This window comes from Haemophilus pittmaniae, assembly GCF_900186995.1.
GTDB lineage: Bacteria > Pseudomonadota > Gammaproteobacteria > Enterobacterales > Pasteurellaceae > Haemophilus_D > Haemophilus_D pittmaniae.
This window is the reverse complement of the sequence record NZ_LT906463.1, coordinates 626,688-647,331: the sequence shown is the minus strand read 5'-3', so window position 1 is coordinate 647,331 and position 20,644 is coordinate 626,688. Positions and strand designations below refer to the sequence as shown.

At 43.9% G+C, this 20,644-nt stretch carries 12 protein-coding genes; 8 read left to right on the top strand and 4 right to left on the bottom strand.

What is annotated here, in order from left to right; genetic code table 11:
- Positions 1-38: 38 nt before the first annotated feature.
- A complete protein-coding gene (locus CKV74_RS03360; RefSeq protein WP_007242464.1) occupies positions 39-752 on the bottom strand; it encodes an MgtC/SapB family protein in 714 nt (237 codons plus the stop codon).
- Between the two features lie 134 nt (positions 753-886).
- Between CKV74_RS03360 and rimO the strand changes: the two genes are divergently transcribed.
- From rimO to CKV74_RS03340, 4 genes are all read left to right on the top strand, one after another.
- The gene (gene rimO, locus CKV74_RS03355) at positions 887-2,224 is read left to right on the top strand and encodes a 30S ribosomal protein S12 methylthiotransferase RimO (protein WP_039847809.1); all 1,338 of its coding nucleotides are present in this window, start codon (positions 887-889) and stop codon (positions 2,222-2,224) included.
- Between the two features lie 20 nt (positions 2,225-2,244).
- Positions 2,245-4,143 carry a UDP-glucose:protein N-beta-glucosyltransferase gene (locus tag CKV74_RS03350; RefSeq protein ID WP_007242414.1) on the top strand — a complete coding sequence of 633 codons (1,899 nt, stop codon included), beginning with the start codon at positions 2,245-2,247 and terminating at the stop codon, positions 4,141-4,143.
- A gap of 147 nt (positions 4,144-4,290) precedes the next feature.
- Positions 4,291-5,406: an aspartate-semialdehyde dehydrogenase gene (gene asd / locus CKV74_RS03345; protein WP_007242473.1), complete on the top strand. Its 1,116-nt coding sequence runs from the start codon at positions 4,291-4,293 to the stop codon at positions 5,404-5,406.
- A gap of 54 nt (positions 5,407-5,460) precedes the next feature.
- The gene (locus CKV74_RS03340) at positions 5,461-6,402 is read left to right on the top strand and encodes an alpha/beta fold hydrolase (RefSeq protein WP_095176738.1); all 942 of its coding nucleotides are present in this window, start codon (positions 5,461-5,463) and stop codon (positions 6,400-6,402) included.
- A 49-nt stretch (positions 6,403-6,451) separates the two neighbouring features.
- On the opposite strand, the gene lptD is transcribed toward CKV74_RS03340, so the two are convergent.
- Positions 6,452-8,794 (bottom strand): LPS assembly protein LptD, encoded by a 2,343-nt coding sequence (gene lptD / locus CKV74_RS03335; protein ID WP_007242438.1) that lies wholly within the window; start codon positions 8,792-8,794, stop codon positions 6,452-6,454.
- A 173-nt stretch (positions 8,795-8,967) separates the two neighbouring features.
- Between lptD and mutS the strand changes: the two genes are divergently transcribed.
- The 4 genes from mutS to CKV74_RS03315 all read left to right on the top strand — a co-directional run bounded on the left by mutS (position 8,968) and on the right by CKV74_RS03315 (position 18,593).
- On the top strand, positions 8,968-11,541 hold the full coding sequence (gene mutS, locus CKV74_RS03330) for a DNA mismatch repair protein MutS (RefSeq protein ID WP_007242384.1): 2,574 nt from the start codon (positions 8,968-8,970) through the stop codon (positions 11,539-11,541).
- A gap of 89 nt (positions 11,542-11,630) precedes the next feature.
- Positions 11,631-12,260: a response regulator gene (locus CKV74_RS03325; protein ID WP_007242408.1), complete on the top strand. Its 630-nt coding sequence runs from the start codon at positions 11,631-11,633 to the stop codon at positions 12,258-12,260.
- A 226-nt stretch (positions 12,261-12,486) separates the two neighbouring features.
- The gene (locus CKV74_RS03320) at positions 12,487-14,082 is read left to right on the top strand and encodes a ShlB/FhaC/HecB family hemolysin secretion/activation protein (RefSeq protein ID WP_007242379.1); all 1,596 of its coding nucleotides are present in this window, start codon (positions 12,487-12,489) and stop codon (positions 14,080-14,082) included.
- Between the two features lie 194 nt (positions 14,083-14,276).
- A complete protein-coding gene (locus tag CKV74_RS03315) occupies positions 14,277-18,593 on the top strand; it encodes a two-partner secretion domain-containing protein (protein WP_007242396.1) in 4,317 nt (1,438 codons plus the stop codon).
- A 291-nt stretch (positions 18,594-18,884) separates the two neighbouring features.
- Here the strand turns inward: CKV74_RS03315 and CKV74_RS03310 are convergent, their stop codons facing one another.
- On the bottom strand, positions 18,885-18,980 hold the full coding sequence (locus tag CKV74_RS03310; RefSeq protein ID WP_039847807.1) for a methionine/alanine import family NSS transporter small subunit: 96 nt from the start codon (positions 18,978-18,980) through the stop codon (positions 18,885-18,887).
- 1 nt (position 18,981) lies between these two features.
- Positions 18,982-20,520: a sodium-dependent transporter gene (locus CKV74_RS03305; protein WP_390884464.1), complete on the bottom strand. Its 1,539-nt coding sequence runs from the start codon at positions 20,518-20,520 to the stop codon at positions 18,982-18,984.
- Between the last annotated feature and the right edge of the window lie 124 nt (positions 20,521-20,644).

Genomic DNA, 20,644 nt, shown 5'->3' with positions numbered 1-20,644 from the left:
TTCTACAAAAACTTCTATTTTCGATAGGGCGTTGTAGCTTAACTTTCCAGCTCGATAGCCAACACCTCTGCTTCCGATTTCAGTAACAAATAGACTTCCTTCAGCATCGTGTTATCCATCGGTTGGCAACGCACCTGTAAGCGCACTTCGCCATTTTCTAAATCCTTAAGATTTAAGTTTTCAATCCGATATTGGTGGTTTAGCAATAAGTCTGTGACCTTGCCAATAGCCTGTACGCTAGATAGCTGAATGATCAGACGAGTGTGGCGTTTATGCCGTTTACGGCGCACAAAACGTTGTACCAATGGGCTTAAACGAATAGCCACCAAAATCATCAGAGTCGCGATAATCGCATCGAACATAAAACCCGCGCCCGTAGCCACGCCAATGGCTGCAGCGGCCCAAATAATTGCCGCGGTGGTTAAACCGGAAATTGCATCATTTTTCTTGTGCAAAATTACCCCCGCGCCTAAAAAACCAATACCACTAATTACTTGAGCGGCTAGTCGCATTGGGTCGGTACGAATATTATCTGAAACCTGCGCATAATGCTCTGCCGCCTGAATCGAAACGATGGTCAGCACGCAGGTCGTTACTGCAATAATTGCACAGGTTTTCACCCCTACGGGTTTACTTTTCAGTTCCCGTTCTAAGCCGATGATACAGCCGAGGGTTAATGCCATTGCCATTTTGCCGAGAATAATGGCGTGATTGGAATTACTAAGAAATTGCAAAAAAAGAGAATTGTCCATTGGGTCCTTGGTTTAGCTACAAAATAAAGAGCGCTGTAGTTTACGCTAAATTCGCTTGGGTTGCCTTTGTTTATCGCCTTTTGTTTAAAAATTGAGTAAAATCTAGCGCTTTTTACTGATTGGAAACAGAATTTATGTCGAATTCAACGCCGAATATCGGCTTTGTGAGTTTAGGATGTCCTAAAAATTTGGTGGACTCCGAACGTATTTTAACCGAGCTGCGTGCCGATGGTTATAACATCGTACCCAGTTATGAAAATGTCGATTTAGTCATCGTCAACACCTGTGGCTTTATCGATAGCGCAGTACAGGAATCCCTTGAAGCCATTGGTGAGGCTTTGCAAGAAAACGGACGGGTTATCGTAACCGGTTGTCTTGGCGCGAAAGAAGATCAAATCCGTCAAGTGCATCCAAAAGTATTGGAAGTCAGCGGGCCACACAGTTATGAAACGGTAATGGCACAAGTCTACAAATATGTGCCAAAACCAGCGAGCAATCCGTATTTGGGATTACTACCAAAACAGGGGATAAAACTGACCCCGAAACATTACGCCTATTTGAAAATATCGGAAGGCTGTGATCACCGTTGCACCTTCTGTATTATCCCATCATTGCGTGGTGATTTGGAAAGCCGTTCCATTACCCAAGTACTGGATGAAGCCAAACGCTTGGCTGAAGCCGGTGTAAAAGAATTGTTGGTGGTCTCGCAAGATACATCCGCCTATGCAATGGATACGCAACGCCAGCAAGGTGGCGTAAAAACTGCATTCTGGAACGGTATGCCGATTAAAAATGACCTAATGACCCTCTGCAAACAGCTCGGTAAATTAGGCATTTGGGTACGCTTGCACTATGTTTACCCATATCCGCATGTGGATGATTTAATTCCACTAATGGCAGAGGGGCTATTGCTGCCTTATTTGGATATCCCATTGCAACACGCCAGTCCGAAAATCTTAAAGGCGATGAAACGCCCGGGTAAAATCGAGCGCACCTTAGAGCGCATTAAGCAATGGCGGGAAATTTGTCCGGATTTAACCCTGCGTTCCACATTCATTGTCGGTTTCCCTGGGGAAACCGAAGAAGATTTCCAAATGCTATTGGATTTCTTGAAGGAAGCACAACTAGATCGCGTAGGCTGCTTTAAATTTAGCCCGGTGGAAGGTGCCGATGCTACCACCATGGCCGACCAAGTGCCGGAAGAAGTAAAAGAAGAACGTTTCCATCGCTTTATGCAATTACAGCAAGAAATTTCCGCCGCACGCCTACAACAAAAAATTGGCAAAACCCTTGATGTGATTGTGGATGAAATTGATGAAGAAGGTATTATCGGCCGTTCCAAAGCTGATGCTCCGGAAATCGATGGTGTGGTGTATGTTGATAATCAAAGCAGCATGCCGGTAAAAACGGGCGATATTATTCAAGTCACCATTACCGATGCAGATGAATATGATCTCTGGGGTCATTGTTAATAATTAAGAGGAAATCCATTATGACGGAACAACAAAATCCAAGCGTAATCCAGTTTGAAAAAGAGGTCGCTGCCCGAAACTACGAAGCAGCCTGTGTCGCTTTATTGGATATTTTGACTCAGGTCGATAGCAATTTCGGAGGTATTGAAGGTATTGAGATCGACTTTCCGCAACAACTTAATAATTTACCGCAGGAACAAATCCGTCATTTTTGTACCCGTATGGCTAATGCCACCAGCGAATTATTCCGTGATCCCAAATTGGAGATTTCTGAATCCGGGGCACTACGTTTTCTTACATTGCAACGCTGGCTGTGCATGATTTTTGCCAGCTCACCTTACATTAATGCTGACCACATATTACAAACCTACAATCGTAATCCAAATCCGGAAAACCCATTGGATATCCATATTGATCCAAGCAAATCCTCATTGATTAAATTCTGTATTATGTATTTGCCGGAATCTAATGTGTCCTTGAATCTTGATGCATTATGGAATCTGGATCCGGAATTATGTGCATCCCTCTGTTTTGCGCTGCAATCACCACGCTTTATCGGTACCTCTGAGGCGTTTGGCAAACGTGGAACTCTTTTACAATGGTTTCCGAAATACTTGGCGCAAATCGAAAACCTTAATAATTTACCGAGTGCGATTTCCCACGATGTCTACATGCATTGTAGCTATGATATCGCCGCTAATAAACATCAGGTAAAACATGCATTAAACCAAGTCATTCGTCGTCATTTACTGGCCGGCGACTGGACTGACCGCGATGTGCGTAAATTGGGTGAGCGTAATGGTAAACCGGTGATGGTCGTGCTGTTAGAGCATTTCCATTCCTCCCATTCCATTTATCGTACCCATTCCACCTCAATGATTGCCGCCCGTGAGCGCTTTCATTTAATCGGTATTGGTAATGACGCAGTAGATGAGGCTGGCCGAGCTGTGTTTGATGAATTTCATCTCATCAAGGGTAATAACATTTTTGAGAGACTCAATAATCTCAAAGCCATCTGTGAAGAAAATGGTGCAGCGGTGTTTTATATGCCAAGTATCGGGATGGATATGCTTACTATCTTTGCCAGCAATACCCGTTTAGCCCCAGTACAAGTCATAGCCCTTGGCCACCCAGCAACCACCTATTCCGATTTTATCGAATACGTTATCGTTGAAGACGATTATGTTGGTTCCGAAGAATGTTTTAGCGAAACCTTACTGCGCTTGCCAAAGGATGCCTTGCCTTATGTACCATCTTCATTAGCACCGCAAAATATAGCGTACCAACTGCGTGAAAATCCGGAAGTGGTCAATATCGGTATCGCGTCTACTACGATGAAACTTAACCCGTATTTCTTAGAGGCGTTAAAAGCAATTCGCGATCGAGCCAAAGTAAAAGTACATTTCCATTTTGCCCTTGGCCAATCTAGCGGGGTTACCCATCCGTATGTGGCTCGTTTTATTCAGTCTTATTTGGGGGATGATGCTACCGCTTATCCACATAAGCCTTATCACCAATATTTAAGCATCCTCCAAAATTGTGACATGATGGTGAATCCATTCCCATTCGGTAACACCAACGGTATTATCGACATGGTGACTTTAGGTTTAGTTGGTGTGTGTAAAACTGGGCCGGAAGTACATGAACATATCGATGAAGGACTATTTAAACGTCTTGGTTTACCGGAATGGCTAATCGCACAAACCGTTGATGAATACGTGGAACGCGCAATCCGTCTAGCGGAAAATCACCAAGAGCGTTTGCAATTACGCCGCCATATTATTGAAAATAATGGTCTGAAAACACTATTTACCGGTGATCCAAGCCCACTAGGTAAAGTCCTGTTAGCTAAAGTTGATGAATGGAAAGTAACCAATTTGCAAACCCAATCATCCACAAAGAAAAAAGCTAAAAAATAAATAAAAATCCCCGAATAGGGGATTTTTTTGTTAAACACCTAAGCAAAATCAAATTTCTCTCTAGCCTGTAGACAAAACACTTGCTTTTGCAGGCGCTATCTTGTAATTAATAGAGCCGTTTAACACAACATTAAAGAAGGAAAAAATATGAAAAACGTCGGTTTTATCGGTTGGCGCGGAATGGTCGGTTCCGTATTAATGGATCGTATGGTGCAAGAGCAAGATTTTGCCAATATCAATCCTGTTTTCTTCACCACTTCTCAAGCAGGTCAAAAAGCGCCTGTATTTGCAGGTAAAGAGGCTGGTGAGCTTAAAAATGCATTCGACATTGAAGAACTTAAAAAATTAGACATTATCGTAACCTGCCAAGGTGGCGACTATACCAATGAAGTTTATCCAAAATTAAAAGCAACAGGTTGGGACGGGTATTGGGTTGATGCTGCTTCCGCACTACGTATGAAAGATGATGCAATTATCGTACTTGATCCGGTAAACCAACACGTGATTTCTGAAGGCTTGAAAAAAGGCATTAAAACCTTCGTAGGTGGTAACTGTACCGTGAGCTTAATGTTGATGGCTATCGGTGGTTTATTTGAGAAAGATTTAGTGGAATGGGTATCTGTCGCAACTTACCAAGCGGCTTCTGGTGCAGGCGCAAAAAATATGCGTGAATTACTTTCACAAATGGGTTTATTAGAACAAGCAGTTTCAAGCGAATTAAAAGACCCTGCTTCGTCAATTTTAGATATTGAACGTAAAGTGACTGCAGAAATGCGTTCTGATAGCTTCCCAACAGATAACTTTGGTGCGGCATTAGGTGGTAGTTTAATTCCTTGGATTGACAAACTTCTTCCAGAAACCGGGCAAACTAAAGAAGAATGGAAAGGCTATGCAGAAACCAACAAAATCTTAGGTTTAAGCGACAACCCAATCCCTGTCGATGGCTTATGCGTACGTATTGGTGCATTACGTTGCCATAGCCAAGCGTTCACCATCAAACTGAAAAAAGACTTACCATTAGAAGAAATCGAACAAATTTTAGCAGCTCACAACGAATGGGTGAAAGTAATTCCAAACGACAAAGAAACCACATTACGTGAATTAACACCGGCTAAAGTAACAGGTACATTAAGCGTACCGGTTGGTCGTTTACGTAAACTGGCAATGGGTCCGGAATACTTAGCTGCCTTTACTGTAGGTGACCAATTATTATGGGGCGCGGCTGAGCCTGTTCGCCGTATCTTAAAACAATTGGTAGCGTAAGCTTTACTTTCTCCACAAGGGCGTATTCACTACGCCCTTTTCATTAGAAAAATCATGAGCCGAGAATCCTGTTTTCATCAATTTGCCCTAGCAGAATTATTGCCTTTTTTTGAACAATTTCCTACGCAATATCTTTATGGTGAGCGAAATATCAAACTGGCTTATCGTCATTTGGTTCATCCCGAAAGCGCGGTCAGAAAATTAATGATTTTGGTTAATGGTCGAGCAGAAAATATGTTGAAATGGACAGAACTGGCTCATGACTTCTACCAACAAGGCTTTGATGTATTGTTGTTTGATCATCGAGGTCAAGGGTATTCGGAACGCCTCATTATTGGCAGTGACAGAGGACATCTGGACGAATTTCGTTTTTATGCAGCAGATATGGCTAAGATTATCGATAAAGCCGTTCAAAGCCGACACTACCAACAGCAATACCTACTTGCCCATTCACTAGGAGCACTGATTTCCACCTATTACTTGGCCGATTTTGATCATCGCATCAATAAAGCAGTACTGTCCTCACCATTTTTCGGTGTACCGTTGAAAAGTCCATTGCGCGATGAGTTGCTAATTGGTCTAATGATAGCCGCAGGTCAAGGGCGTCGTTATGTATTCGGCAAGGGCGCATATCGACCAACACACTTGGACAACAACGAACTCAGCCATTGTCGAACCCGTATGAAATGGATGAATCGAATTAATCGCAAATATCCGGAAATTCACTTAGGCGGCCCAACTTTCCGCTGGGTACACCTATGTTTAAATGCAATTAAACGATTACCGAAAATCCTTCCAAGAATTGAAATCCCGGTACTGATTTTACAAGCAGAAAAAGAAAAGATTGTGAATAATCAACATTTACCAATGCTGACAACACTATTTCCACAAGCGGAGTATCGCTTAATCACACATGCCAAGCATGAGATTTTATTTGAACGGGATGAAATCCGTGCTTCGGTGATGCAGCAAATCCACGATTTTTTTAACACTTAATCCAAAGCAAAAAAACCGTATTTTTACAAATACGGTTTTTATTTTCTATTTATAAACTATAAGCCTGAATATAAGGTAGTTTACCTTTTCTCAGCATTTCTTGAATACCGCTTTGATGATCATTATTACCTAAACCACGCAATTCAAAGGTAAAACCAAAGCTATTATCGTATAGCACTTCATTAGGCTGTTGATTTTGGCGACTGGTTACATAGCGACGGGCACCAACTCCAACCGACCAGCAACAGCTGTTATATTGCACGCCTAGATATTGCTCTACCGGTTTTTTCAAAGCGATATCTTGGTAATATTTCCCCACAACCGCCCAATTATCGTTAACTTCCCAAGCGGCAACCAGACCAATTTGCTTAATATCCTGATTGTAACGGTTCGCTGAAGCACCTAAGTTTTGGTTGATATAATCTTTGCTAGCATAGCGGTAATTTAACTGTATCAAGTTATTTTTCGACGGATTAAATTCAATGCTGCTATTCGCTAATGCCGCATGGCGAGTTTGCGGATCATATTGATAACTACCATGCCAATTCCATTGGTCGCTGATACGCCAATTAGATTCCAACGCCCAAGCTGAAGAACCTTTCGGCGCATCATTATTGGAATTATCATCGATCCGTGAGTCCGTTAAATAATAAATTTGTCCGGCAGAGAAATTAAAACGCTCGGCCGCTGTTTTATCAAAGAAACGGGTCGTACCGCCAACTGTTACCTGATTTGCTGAGGCGATGCGATCCAATCCGCTGAAACGGCGATCACGGAACAGTGAATAATAGTCCTGCTGTACTAATGCAGAATCGTAACCATAACCTAAATAATCACTTACTTGGCTAGAGCCGATATTACTTTGATCACGATACGGACGATATAAATATTGCACGTGTGGCTCAAGAGTTTGTTTATATCCCTCAAATAATGTTTTCTCAGTCGCCAACACCGTTTGTAAATCCACTTTCAATTGTGGAAGTACCCGATTTACCGATTTTTGAACATCTTCAGCGCCAGCGCCATTACCTTTTTTCTGATTGTAATGGGTCGCGTAAAGTTTGGTTTCAATATTTAAACTACCGTAATTATTCGATAAGTTCGAGTTTAAACTTGGCTCTACGTGGAAACGCCACGCAGTCGGCATTAAAGCACTGTCATTATCAAAGCGCACCGCTTGAGAGAATAATTTGAAATCCAACCAACCGTTGGCCAAATCATTTTTATAATAATTAAAGTCAATTTGCGGCAGAGCCCGATAAGGTCCGATATCCACCTCATCAAATACCTGGAATTGACGAGCCGAAACGGCGAAATTCCAGTGTGGCTGATAGTAGGCGATACGCGCATATTGATCGGCATAGCCATCGGTACTGGAACCATATTCGGAGTCAAAATCGGTGAAGTAACGTTTATCACTAACTCTGGTATAGTCGATATTCAATCGCCAGTTTTCTAAAAATGCTGAACTATGATTCCAATAGAATAAATGACGTTTCCGATTTTCACTTACGTAGTCTTTATAGCGATCGCGATTTAAATACTCACCGGCGATTTTGCCTTCCCCCAGATGGGTCAGATAACGAAATTCACCATTCATTTGCCAACCACGATGGGACATATACTTCGGTGTAAAGGTCGCATCATAATTCGGTGCAATATTCCAATAGATTGGTTGAGCATACCAATAACCATCACGGCTAGAAGAACCGGCAGATGGAGCCAATAGACCGGAACGGCGACGGTCACCAATCGGTAATTGCAAATATGGTGTATAAAATACTGGTACGCCTAAAATCTTGAATTTGGCATGCCACATCTCGGCATATTCTTCTTGGATGTGTTGTTTCACTTCCTTAGCATCAATTGTCCAAGCATTGTCACCTGGTAAGCAAGAAGTAAAGGTCGCATTTTTGAACAGGCGATAATTATTACGCAATTCGATATCCTGTGCGGTACCGCGCCCTTGACGACCTACCAACTGATAATCAGCGCCGGTCACATTACCGTCACGGCTATTTAAATTAAATTCCGCATCCTGTCCTTTTAAATTAATTTGATCATCTTTGAAATCAAAGCCGCCTTGCAAACGGGCAATTCTCTGCAAATTATTAGCATCACCCTGTTGCGTCACCTCCACTGAATCGGCAACCAAATGACGAGTACCCTGTTTAAGATCAACATTCCCACGATAAACTGCTGAAGTTGGTTGATTAATCAAAGCATCATCGGCTTCAATATAAACGGGTTGATCATTGATGGAGCCCTGAACCGGTTCGCCGGTAAATTTCGGAACGCCCAACAAACACTGCTCACGCAAGTCTGCAAAGCCCGCTTGGCTATAGAGCGCGGTAAAAATGGAGAGCGAAATGAGAGTGTATTTAGTCTTCATAATTCGGTTCTGGAGTTGGCTAAAAGTGGCGCGAATTATACTGGAAAAAACGTACTAATCCTAGCGTGTTAGAGGGCGATTTTATGCCCACTAAATTCCTCCCAATACGGTTTTTTCCCAAAAAAGCAAAAGCGGGTATAATACCGCCCTTTCAAATGTCAGCCGAGGACGCCATGGATAATTTCGCCCAACACACGCCAATGATGCAGCAATATTTGCAACTCAAAGCACAAAATCCGGAAATTTTACTGTTTTATCGGATGGGGGATTTTTATGAATTATTTTATGACGATGCCAAAAAAGCTGCAGCCTTGTTAGATATTTCGCTAACTAAACGTGGCCAATCTGCCGGACAGCCTATTCCGATGGCAGGAGTACCTTATCATGCAGTAGAAGGCTATTTGGCAAAATTGGTGCAATTGGGTGAATCCGTGGCCATTTGCGAACAAATCGGTGATCCTGCTACAGCTAAAGGCCCGGTGGAACGTCAAATCGTGCGCATTGTCACTCCTGGGACAGTCAGTGATGAAGCGCTCTTGCCAGAACGTACGGATAATTTAATTGTGGCGTTATATCAAGAACGCGATAAATTCGGCTTAGCTAGCTTAGATATGGCTTCAGGGCGCTTTCAACTATGCGAACCTGCCGATACCGCCACACTTGCGGCTGAATTACAACGGCTACGCCCGGCAGAATTACTATATTGTGAAGATTTTCAAGAAATGGCGTTACTCACCCCTTATTCAGGGCTACGGCGACGACCAATTTGGGAATTTGAATTATCCACCGCTATCAACGAGCTAAATCGTCAATTCGGCACAAAAGACTTGCGCGCCTTTGGAGTAGAAAAAGCACCGCTAGGCTTATCTGCCGCAGGATGTTTATTGCAATATGCCAAAGAAACCCAACGCGGTGCGCTACCGCATATTCAATCCATCAGTCTGCAGGCCAAACAGGATATTATCCAATTGGATGCTGCAACCCGACGCAACCTGGAACTCACCCAAAATCTTGCCGGTGGAACCGATAATACTCTTGCTTCGGTGTTGGATAAATGCGTCACTCCTATGGGTAGCCGACTACTGAAACGCTGGTTGCATCAACCAATTCGTCAACGGCAAACCCTATTACAACGCCAACAAACAATCGGCGAGCTAATTGCAGCAGATTTACCCGATACGCTTCAACCATTACTACACAATGTCGGGGATATGGAGCGAATTCTAACTCGTGTGGCGTTACGTAGTGCCCGCCCACGGGATCTCACCCGATTACGGGCCGCCTTAAGCCAATTACCACATCTTGCTACAGCATTACAGGCTGTTGATGCCCCACAAAGCCAACGATTGTTTGCCCGAATTGAAGACTTTTCCGCAGAATGGGATCTGCTACAACGGGCGATTGGCGAAAATCCACCGCTGTTAATTCGTGATGGTGGCGTAATTGCCGCAGGCTATCATTCAGAATTGGATGAATGGCGTAGTCTGGCAACCGGAGCCACAGAATACTTGGAACAATTAGAATTGCGTGAACGCCAGGCTACCGGTATCGATACTTTAAAAATTGGCTTCAACGCAGTACATGGCTACTACATTCAAATTAGTGCCGGACAGGCCCATAAGGCACCAATTCATTATGTGCGTCGGCAAACCTTAAAAAATGCCGAGCGTTATATCATTCCCGAATTAAAGGAATATGAAGATAAAGTACTTAAATCCAAAAGCGCAGCATTGGCTTTGGAAAAACAACTGTACGATGAATTATTCGATTTACTATTACCGCGTTTAGGTGCCTTGCAATTGGCCGCACAAACCTTAGCCGAACTGGATGTATTAAGCAATCTGGCGGAACGGGCGGCAACCTTAAATTACGTGGCACCACAATTTAGTGATGTCATCGGTGTACATATTGAGGGAGGGCGTCACCCGGTCGTAGAACAGGTAATCAAAGAACCTTTTATCGCTAATCCGCTGAAACTCGATAACGAACGCCATTTACTCATTATTACCGGCCCCAATATGGGCGGTAAAAGTACCTATATGCGACAAACCGCACTGATTGCCTTATTAGCTCATATCGGTTCCTATGTACCGGCGGACAGTGCATGCTTGGGTCCAATCGATCGTATTTTCACACGCATCGGAGCCTCCGATGATCTGGCCTCTGGACGCTCAACCTTTATGGTAGAAATGACAGAAATGGCTAATATTTTGCATCAGGCGGGCGCTCAAAGTTTGGTGCTTATTGATGAAATTGGACGAGGTACGTCAACCTATGATGGGCTTTCCTTAGCTTGGGCCTGTGCAGAATGGTTGTCTCGTAAAATCCGCTCGCTCACCCTATTTGCTACCCATTATTTTGAGCTGACGGCCTTACCGGAGAGTCTGCCGGGGGTTGCCAATATTCATTTGGATGCTCTAGAACACAACAATACCATCGCGTTCTTACACAGCGTACAAGAAGGCGCAGCAAGTAAAAGCTATGGTTTGGCGGTAGCTGCTTTAGCTGGTGTACCACCACAAGTAGTGAAATTAGCCAAACAAAAACTGCATCAACTGGAAAGCCTCAGCGCCCACCAAGGCGATAAACAATTACAAGAGTTGCGCCAATTGCAACATGAACAGGGTGAGCTGGCGCTATACAGCGAACCGGATGCCTTACGCGAAGCCCTTGAACAGCTCGATCCTGATGAGCTCAGTCCCAAACAGGCCTTGGCTTATTTATATCAGCTAAAAAAATTGCTATAGCCGAAAATCTATTTGGAACCCCCATTAATTATCGCTAGAATAGCAGCTGCTAACCCAAAATGAGGAGCCGACAAACCGTCGGGGATATTATGCAAGAGAAATTAAGAGTATTGATTATTGATGACCATCCGCTAATGCGTCGCGGCATTAAACAATTGGTTGAGTTAGATGATTGTTTTGAAGTGGTCGCCGATGTGGGAAATGGTGCGGAAGGGATTACCGTAGCATTACAAACCCAGCCGGACTTAATCATTTTAGATCTTAATATGAAAGGCCTATCCGGTTTGGATACCCTGAAAGGCTTGCGCGCGGAAGAGGTGGATGCGCGAATTCTCATCCTCACCGTTTCCGATGCAAAAAACGATATTTATACCTTAATTGATGCAGGTGCGGACGGCTATTTATTGAAAGATACCGAACCGGATGTACTATTGTCACAAATCAAACGCATCGCACAAGGCGAGGTAATTTTAAGCGATTCGATTAAAAACTTGCTATTGGAACGCAAGCAAGTTCAGGATCCAATTGACACTCTAACCGAGCGTGAAATGGATGTATTGCGCTTAATCGCCACCGGCCTTTCCAATAAACAAATCGCCGGCCAACTATTTATTTCTGAGGAAACCGTTAAGGTTCATATCCGCAACCTATTGCGCAAACTTAACGTACATTCCCGTGTTGCAGCTACCGTGCTTTATTTCGAGCGTAACGGTCGCTAATCTTTTCATAGGGTGCCTGCCTAAGGCACCCTTTCTTTTTGTCCAAATATCTCTCTAGCGAATATAAACGCCCCTTAGATTTCTCGAGTTTGTCCAAAAATAACAGCTAAGTTATTGATTTTATTAGAAGTGTCAAAAAAACTAAAAAAGCCGATTTTCTCACTCTGATTTTTTCACTAAACTTAGCGACCCAAGGAACGACTTATTTTTATAATAAAGGAAAATCATGAATAAAATTCTCATCGGTACATTATTACTTGCCGCTTTGCCTGCTTGGGCAGATGATAGCAGTGAAGCACTGCAACAGACGCGCAATCAATTTTGGGAACTCCAACAACATACCCAACAACGTTGGCTGAGCCAACACCAACACCAAACCACCAACCAACAAGCCATCAGCGAAGATTTATCACAGGTTTGTTTAGATTATCAACGCGTACGCTTTGTCGGAGTAACCCTGATTGATCCGACACCTTTCACACCACAGGCCGGCGAATGCCTTAACGAACAACGACTTAATCAACTCAGCCGCGATCTGACCGCTGCTTATTTGGCTGCCGGTTATGTGCATAATCCGTTGCAGTTTGAAGACGATCATTCAGGGGCCCTTACAGTACATGTGTTTGAAGGACGAATCGCGAAGCTTGAAAGTCCGGATAATGGTTTTAGGATCAATCAATTAATGCCAAATGCATTAGGCCAGCCATTACGTATTCAGGATTTGGATCAAGCCTTGGATCAGGCAAATCGAATCGTTGGCAATAAGGTCAGTGTGGATGTGTTGCCGGCTAAAAATGGTGAAATTGCGCTAGCCTTTGATAATCAGCGCAGTACTCCAATCAGCGCCTCCCTCGCCTTGGATAACTTTGCCTCCAAAACCTATGATCGATTCCAAAGTAAAGCCAATATTGTGTTGGGCAATCCTTTTGGACTATCCGATGTACTCTATCTGAATCTCGCTACTACCTTAAAATCCCGTCACAAATTCAGCCGTTCGGCGCTGCTTTATTATTCGTTACCTTACGGCTATTGGACGTTTAATAGCTTTATTTCCCTTTCCCAATTTAAAAACCAATTGCCATTGCAATCGCTCAGCTTGCAACAAAAGGGCCGTACCGTACAGGCCGGATTGTCCATTGAACGGGTTATTCATCGGGGCGAAAACCATATTTCAACGGCATCGCTACAAGTAGAACGCATCGATGGCAAAAATCGCTTGGCCGGTGAGGTTTTGGAATTACAAAGCCCGAAACTGACTTCCGTTTCCCTTGGCCTAAACCATTTACAACTCTTTAACGGAGCTTCGCTAGTGGCCGATTTACGTTATGAACGTAGCAAAGATACCGCCACAGAACCGCTACAACGCTATTTTTCGCGCTGGAATGGCGAACTCAAATTCGACCGTTATCAAGCCATTGGTAAACAACTATTTCGCCATACCCATCAACTCACCGGACAATATAGCCGAGATTATTTACCATCCGTTAAGCAGGAAGATTTAACCTCCCGTTATCGGGTACGAGGGCTCAATGATTATTCCACCTCAGCCGAAAAAAATCTGGTGTTGCATAATAATCTTGCCTGGGTAAAAGAAATTAACGGCTTGACTATCAGTCCTTATCTCGGCTTCGATGTGGGAATTCAACGTTCAACGGTAGCAGATTCACATAGTGAAAAGGCGCTGGCTTATGCCGTTGGATTCAATTTGCAACAATCACATTGGCAACTCAATTTGGAATGGGCAAACGGTCGTTTATTTACGCCAACCCAAGGGGTTAAGCAGCAACGATTGTGGTTGTTCAATCTCAGTTACAAATTCTAACGCCATATTTAGTTGAGACTTATTTTCATTTTTGTGAAATAGATCACTTTTTAAATTCCTTCTTATAGTGGTCTAACCAGGTGAATTTTGCTTTAATACTCAACGTTTTTTCAGCGCAGGCGGCGTGCATCGCTCCCCATAAAAGAAGACACACCGCCTGTTTTATATCTATCCATAAATATAAGGTGACTAAAATGTCTAAAGTTCACACTCTTAGTAAACTCTCTTTGGCAATCGCTCTTGGTTGCGCCGCACAAACAAGCTGGGCGGAAATTGCACCAGCCGATGGTGCAACTCAGGTAAGCAGACAACAGGGCGTAGAAATTATCAATATCGCCAAACCGAGTGATAGTGGCTTATCTCACAATAAATACAATAAGTACAACGTGGATAAAGCCGGGGCAGTTCTCAATAACTCCCGCCAAGCAGGCCAATCCCAACTCGCCGGTCAATTAAAAGCTAACCCTCACCTACAAACCCAATCCGCAACAGTTATCCTCAATGAAGTCATCAGCCGCAACCCTTCGAAAATCGCCGGAACCCAAGAGATCTTTGGTGATAAAGCGGATTATGTATTAGCCAACCCGAACGGAATTAGCGTAGAAGGTGGTGGCTTTATTAATACTCCGCGCGCCTCCATGGTAGTCGGTAAACCACAAGTGGCCGAAGGTCAACTACAAGGCTATGATGTCACCGGTTCTAATGCCCTAACTACCAATGGCAAAATCACCGCACAAGGTAGTGAAATCGATTTTATCGCCCCACAAGTTAGTATTAACGGTGAAATTAAAACCGAACAAGGCGTTAATGTAATTCAAGGTCGCAATAAATTAGCCCGCGCCCAAGATGGTGCTCTTAGCATTACTACCGTTGAGAAAACCGGCCAAGTATTAGATGGTAAAATCGCCGGAAGTATGCAAGCCGGTCGAATCCGCATTCACTCCACCGATGACCGTGCCACCATCACCGCCCAAGGAGCCGACTTAGAAGCCAAAGAAGTCGCATTCACCGGTGCGAATACTGTCTTGAAAGGCGACGTGCAACGTAACCGTAATCAAGGCCAAACCAGCAAAGGCAGACAAGGTACCGTCAATGTGATGGAAAGCAATGGTGGTAGCCAGGAAGAATATCGTGCAACCCGCGTAAAAACCGATAAATTGACCATTCAAAATGAAGGCTTGATCGCGATTTCCGGTGCCAATATTGAAGCCAAAGAAACTAAACTGCAGGGGGCACAAGTTCATCTTGGCAGTGAAAAAACCACACAAATCACGACCCATCGTAAACATCAAAATAAAGGTTCTTGGTATCGCAACGAACAAGACTCTCATCAACAAGAGAGCGCCCACCGTACCAATATCCAAACCGAACAACTCAATATCGTTGCTAATAAAGGTAAAGTCACTGCCGAAGGTGCTGTAATTAGCCTAACCAATGGTGCAATTTACGGTGAACAAGGCATACAAATGCGCGGTGTAAAATCCTTGGATCAGCAAAATGCTCAAGCCGATTTTAGAAATGAAACAGCGAAATTAGCCACCGGCACAAGTAGCCAAGAAAGCAAAAACCAACACTACGATGCCACCGAACTCAAAGTGAAAGAAAATCTGATCCTTGGCAGTAAAGGTGATATGCAATTAGCCGGCGTAGTTGGCCAAGTCGATGGCGACTTAATCGCGAAAAATACCGGCGCCCTAAAATTCACTGCGGAAAAAACTAGTGAAAGCTATAACCTAGATGATGACCAAAAATTCTGGGGTGGCTTGGCCGGTGCAAAAACCTTAGGTTCCGGACACACTAGCGAAACCGTACATGGTGCAGACTTTACCGTTCAGGGTAAAACCGTATTAGATGCCCAAAACGGCGTACAAATTTCCGGCTCCCGTGTAGTTTCTCAAGGTGAAGGCATCGTCCAAGGCAATCAAGGTAAACTTGTTATCGATAGTGTACAGGCCACCGAAACCCAACGAGAAAGCAGTCGCCAAGGCACTATTTTCAATATTACGAAAGCCCGTAGCGAAAACTATCAACATACCTCTACAGCTAAAGGTTCAACACTGGCTTCAGAAACCAACCTTGCGTTATCCTCCGATAAATCCGTAAAAATCATCGGTTCTAATGTGCAATCGGCCGGGTTATTGGAAATTGCGGCGAAGAGCGGTATCGAAATTGCCGGTGCAGCTAATTCGCATCAGCAACACAGCAGTAGCGCCGGCTTTAACTTAGGATTAACTTTCCAAAGTTTACAAGCGGATGCCAAACATGATCATTTCAACCATTCACTAACCCTCAATAATAGTAATGGCAACTTGAATGGCAAAATCCAAAGCGCTGTTACACCGGATAAAGCCGATCCAAGCGCTTCTGCTACGGTCAAATTCAGTTTGTTAGATGTTTATAAAAAACAATCTCAACAAGACCAACACAGTTATAGTGCAGCCAATGTTAGTGGTGCGGATGTCAACCTAAATGCCTCCGAAGTCACCGTACGCAGCAGTCAGGTTAACGCGAAAGAAGGTTCAATTAATATCAATGCTGAGCATATTCGCACCCTTGGCCAAACCGGTAGTAATATTCATAACAGCAATAATGATTCCGCCCACCTTGGTCTCACGCTGACAGCCAACACGACCAGCGTTACCGCTAAAGCAGGGCTAACCGTTGATCACCAAGCTAAATCGGAACTCACCCAAGAAACCCAAGGTAGTCAATTAAATGCTGCCGAAGATATCCGCCTAACCGGTAAAACCATTACCCATCAAGGTAGCCAACTTTCCGCGGGACACAATATTGAAGAAAACGCCCAACAAGTAAACCACCAAGCTTCACAAAATAGCCATGATAGCTTTGCGCAAAACGTGCATGTAGATATCAGTGCAAGTGCAGGCGTAAACAAAGATAAAGCCTTTAATGTGAATGTCGGTATTGCAGCCAATGGCGGTCATAGCAGCGCTCAAGGCACCCAACACAACGCAAGCCAATTGCAAGCGGGTAAAAATATTCAAGTGAATGCACAACAAATCAATGATGCAGCCACACAATATCAAGCCGCCGGTGATGTCGTATTAAATTCCCAGGAACATAAACTCAACGCGGTTATCAACAACGAAACCAGCAACGAAATGAAAGCCGGTGCGAATTTAAATGTTTCCGCTTCCACAAAAGACTTCAACAGCGCCACTCTCACTGTAGGTGTTGGCGCTTCTTATCAACAAGGCAACAACCACAGCGAAAAAGCCCAAAGCGGTAAAATTCAGGCTGATAACATTCGCATCAGCACCGACAAATTACATAGTCAAAGCGATTTACAAGCCAGCGGCGATATCGATATCAACGCCCGTCAAGGTGCGGTTCTCAATACCGCGGATAACCGTCAAAGCCAACGTGGTGGCGGTTTTAATGCATCGGCAGAAGTAGGTGCTTTTGTGGTACCGGCAGCCGGCACTGCGGTACCAAGCATTAATGTAAATGTCAGCGCCAACGGCCAAAACAGCAATAAAGTGGATGCCAATCACCAACATATCGATGGTAAAAACGTTCACATTCAAAGTGAAGGCAATGTCCAACTCACTGGCACTCAAGTGAATGCTGCCGAAAACCTTACCCTCGCAGGTAACAATATTCGAGTGGATGGAGCACAAAGCCATGCCGATAATGTCGCGGTGAATGTCGGTGCCGGCGTAGCTATCGGTGCAAATGTCAGCAATTTGGGTATTAACGGCAATCTTAAAGTGGAAACCGGCAATAGCCTTACCCATGAAAATGCCCAACTAAACGGCAAGAACGTGAAAGTACAGGCAAACCAAGGCATTGATCTAAACGCAGTCAGCAGCAAAGCCGACAATCTGACTTTAGATGCCGGCAACGGTAATCTCAATCTGCAAGCTGAAGCGAATAAGGTGAATAAAACCAACGTTGATTTGGGATTGAATTTAAGCGGTAAAATTGCCGATCAACAATGGCAACCAGCCGCCGGCAGTGCTCACCTCAAAGTGGAAAATGTGCGTAATGAAACCCATAACGCCACCACATTGACCGCAGAAAATGCGCAAATTAACGCCAACGGCAATGCTAACTATATTGGCTCCACTATCCAGGCCGACAAAGTTAGCGGCAATATTGGTGGCAATAGCCTCAGCCAAGGTTTAAACGATAACATCAATGAAACCTCAGTGAATCTATCCGCCAGTGGTAGCGGTAAATTAACCCTACCAATTGCCGACAAATGGCAGGAAAGTGCTAAAAACGATTGGAATAACGGCACAATCGCGGGTGTTAAAGCCGATGCTGCAGTGGATGTTAGCGTTAAAAAAGAAACCCGTCCGGTCAATGCGGGCGTTCAAAGCGCGAATGATCACAGCAAAGTGCAAGGTCAAAAACAGCATATTGCGGCGAGCAGTACAAAACGCAAAAATGCTGAATTCCACGCCAGAGTCACTACACAATTGAAAAAACGTGTCACCAACGACAATAAACCGATTGTGTTATTAGATAAAAACTTTGGTAAATAAGCATACCAACTAAAAAATCGCCCCTCGTGGGCGATTTTTTTTGCCTTGCCATCTCCTCAGCCAAACGCCCCTGCGAAAAATAATGTTTTTGCCAAAATAAAGCATAAGTCATTGATTTTATTAGAGTTCAATTCAAAAACCAGGCATTCAAAGTCAATTTTTAAAGCATTATCAATAAAATCAATGACTTAGCTTGTATTTTAAAGAAAACTTTCATTTTAATAGGGGCGTTGGGGAGATTCTTTGGGGGTAAAAAAACGCGCGTTAAACACGCGCGTTCAATGGCAGGAATTAGTCTTCTTTTGGTAAACGAATTAAGGCAAATAACAAACCGCCCCAAATCACCACCAAGGCGATAATCATCATAATAATTGCGCTGCTATTCATCTTATTCTCCTTTACGCTCTTCAAGGGCGCTGTCAACGGTGAGTTTCACATCGTTTTTCCATTTTAAGCGGGACAACACAAAGGATGCCACCACTAAGGCTAATGCCATACCCCAACCGAAGGTATTCACAAACCAGCTCGGATAGCCCTCATAACCTTCGTTAAATACTTTCGCTCCTTCAGTAAGTAACATGAAGGCCAAAATACCGGTGGTTAAAATAATGCATAAACGCCAGAAGAAACCGACTTTGAAAGAGGACGTTTGGTTTAAATGTGCTCCCAATAAGCCCAATTTTTCGTTGGCTACAATCGCTACCAATGCCGCAAATGCAACTGCTACGATACCGAAGTAGTTTACGAATTTATCTAAAACATCCAGCATCGGTAAGCCGGTGGTAGTCCCGAATAAAATTACAGAAACCAGCATCATCGGTAAGCCAACAATGAAGGTCACTTTGGCACGACGCACACGCAGTTTGTCCTGCACCGCAGAAATAATAACTTCAATTACTGAGATGAATGAAGTTAATGCCGCAAAGGTCAAGGAACCGAAGAACAACACGCCTAACACTTGGCCAAATGGTGCTTCGTTAATAATGGTCGGGAACGCAAAGAAAGCTAAACCGATACCGCCTTTCGCCACTTCACTCACTTCCACGCCCTGCGCTGCTGCCATGAAACCTAAGGCCGCAAAAACCCCGATACCGGCCAAGACTTCAAAACTGGAGTTGGCAAAACCAACAACCAAGCCGGAACCGGTAAGATCAGAGTCTTTTTTCAGGTAAGATGCGTAGGTCACCATAATCCCGAAGCAAATAGAAAGGGAGAAGAAAATTTGTCCGTAGGCCGCAATCCATACGCTCGGATCTGACAATTTCGCCCAGTTTGGCGTAAACAATGCATCCAAACCTTTTGCCGCACCCGGTAGGAAGAGGGAATAAATAACCAAAGCCACAAACATCACAACCAACACCGGCATTAAAATATCCGCTGATTTGGAAATCCCTTTTTGAATCCCGAGCGATAATACACCTAAGGCAATCAACCATACGGCAATTAATGGGCCGGTGATCATACTAACGAATTCAAAACTCACACCATTATTGATATCACCCATTTTGAGGAATTCGTGCAGGAAGAAATCAATTGGTTGGGAACCCCAAGCCGCAGAGAATGAGAAGTAGGTATAACTAGCTGCCCAACCAAGCACGACTGCATAATACAAACCGATGATCACATTGACCATCACCTGCCACCAGCCGAATATTTCAAAATGCGGGCTAAAACGACGGTAAGAAAGCGGAGCACCACCACGGTGACGGTGACCAATTGCGTAATCCAAAAACAGTAATGGAATACCCGCTGTTAATAACGCGATAAGATAAGGAATAATAAATGCGCCGCCACCGTTTTCATAAGTGGTATAAGGGAAACGCCAAATGTTTCCCAAACCTACTGCAGAGCCGATGGCCGCCATAATAAACGCACGACGTCCCGAGAAGGTTTCGCGTTTTTGAGTTGAACTTGCCATAAAAAGGATCCTTTTAAACAAAAAAGGCTCTTAATATAGAGGATTATTGCGTTCAGTCAATAAATTGCCACAGAAAATTTGAATTTTTTTCAATCCATGTTGTCTACTCGCTGCATTTGATTTTTCCCCACAA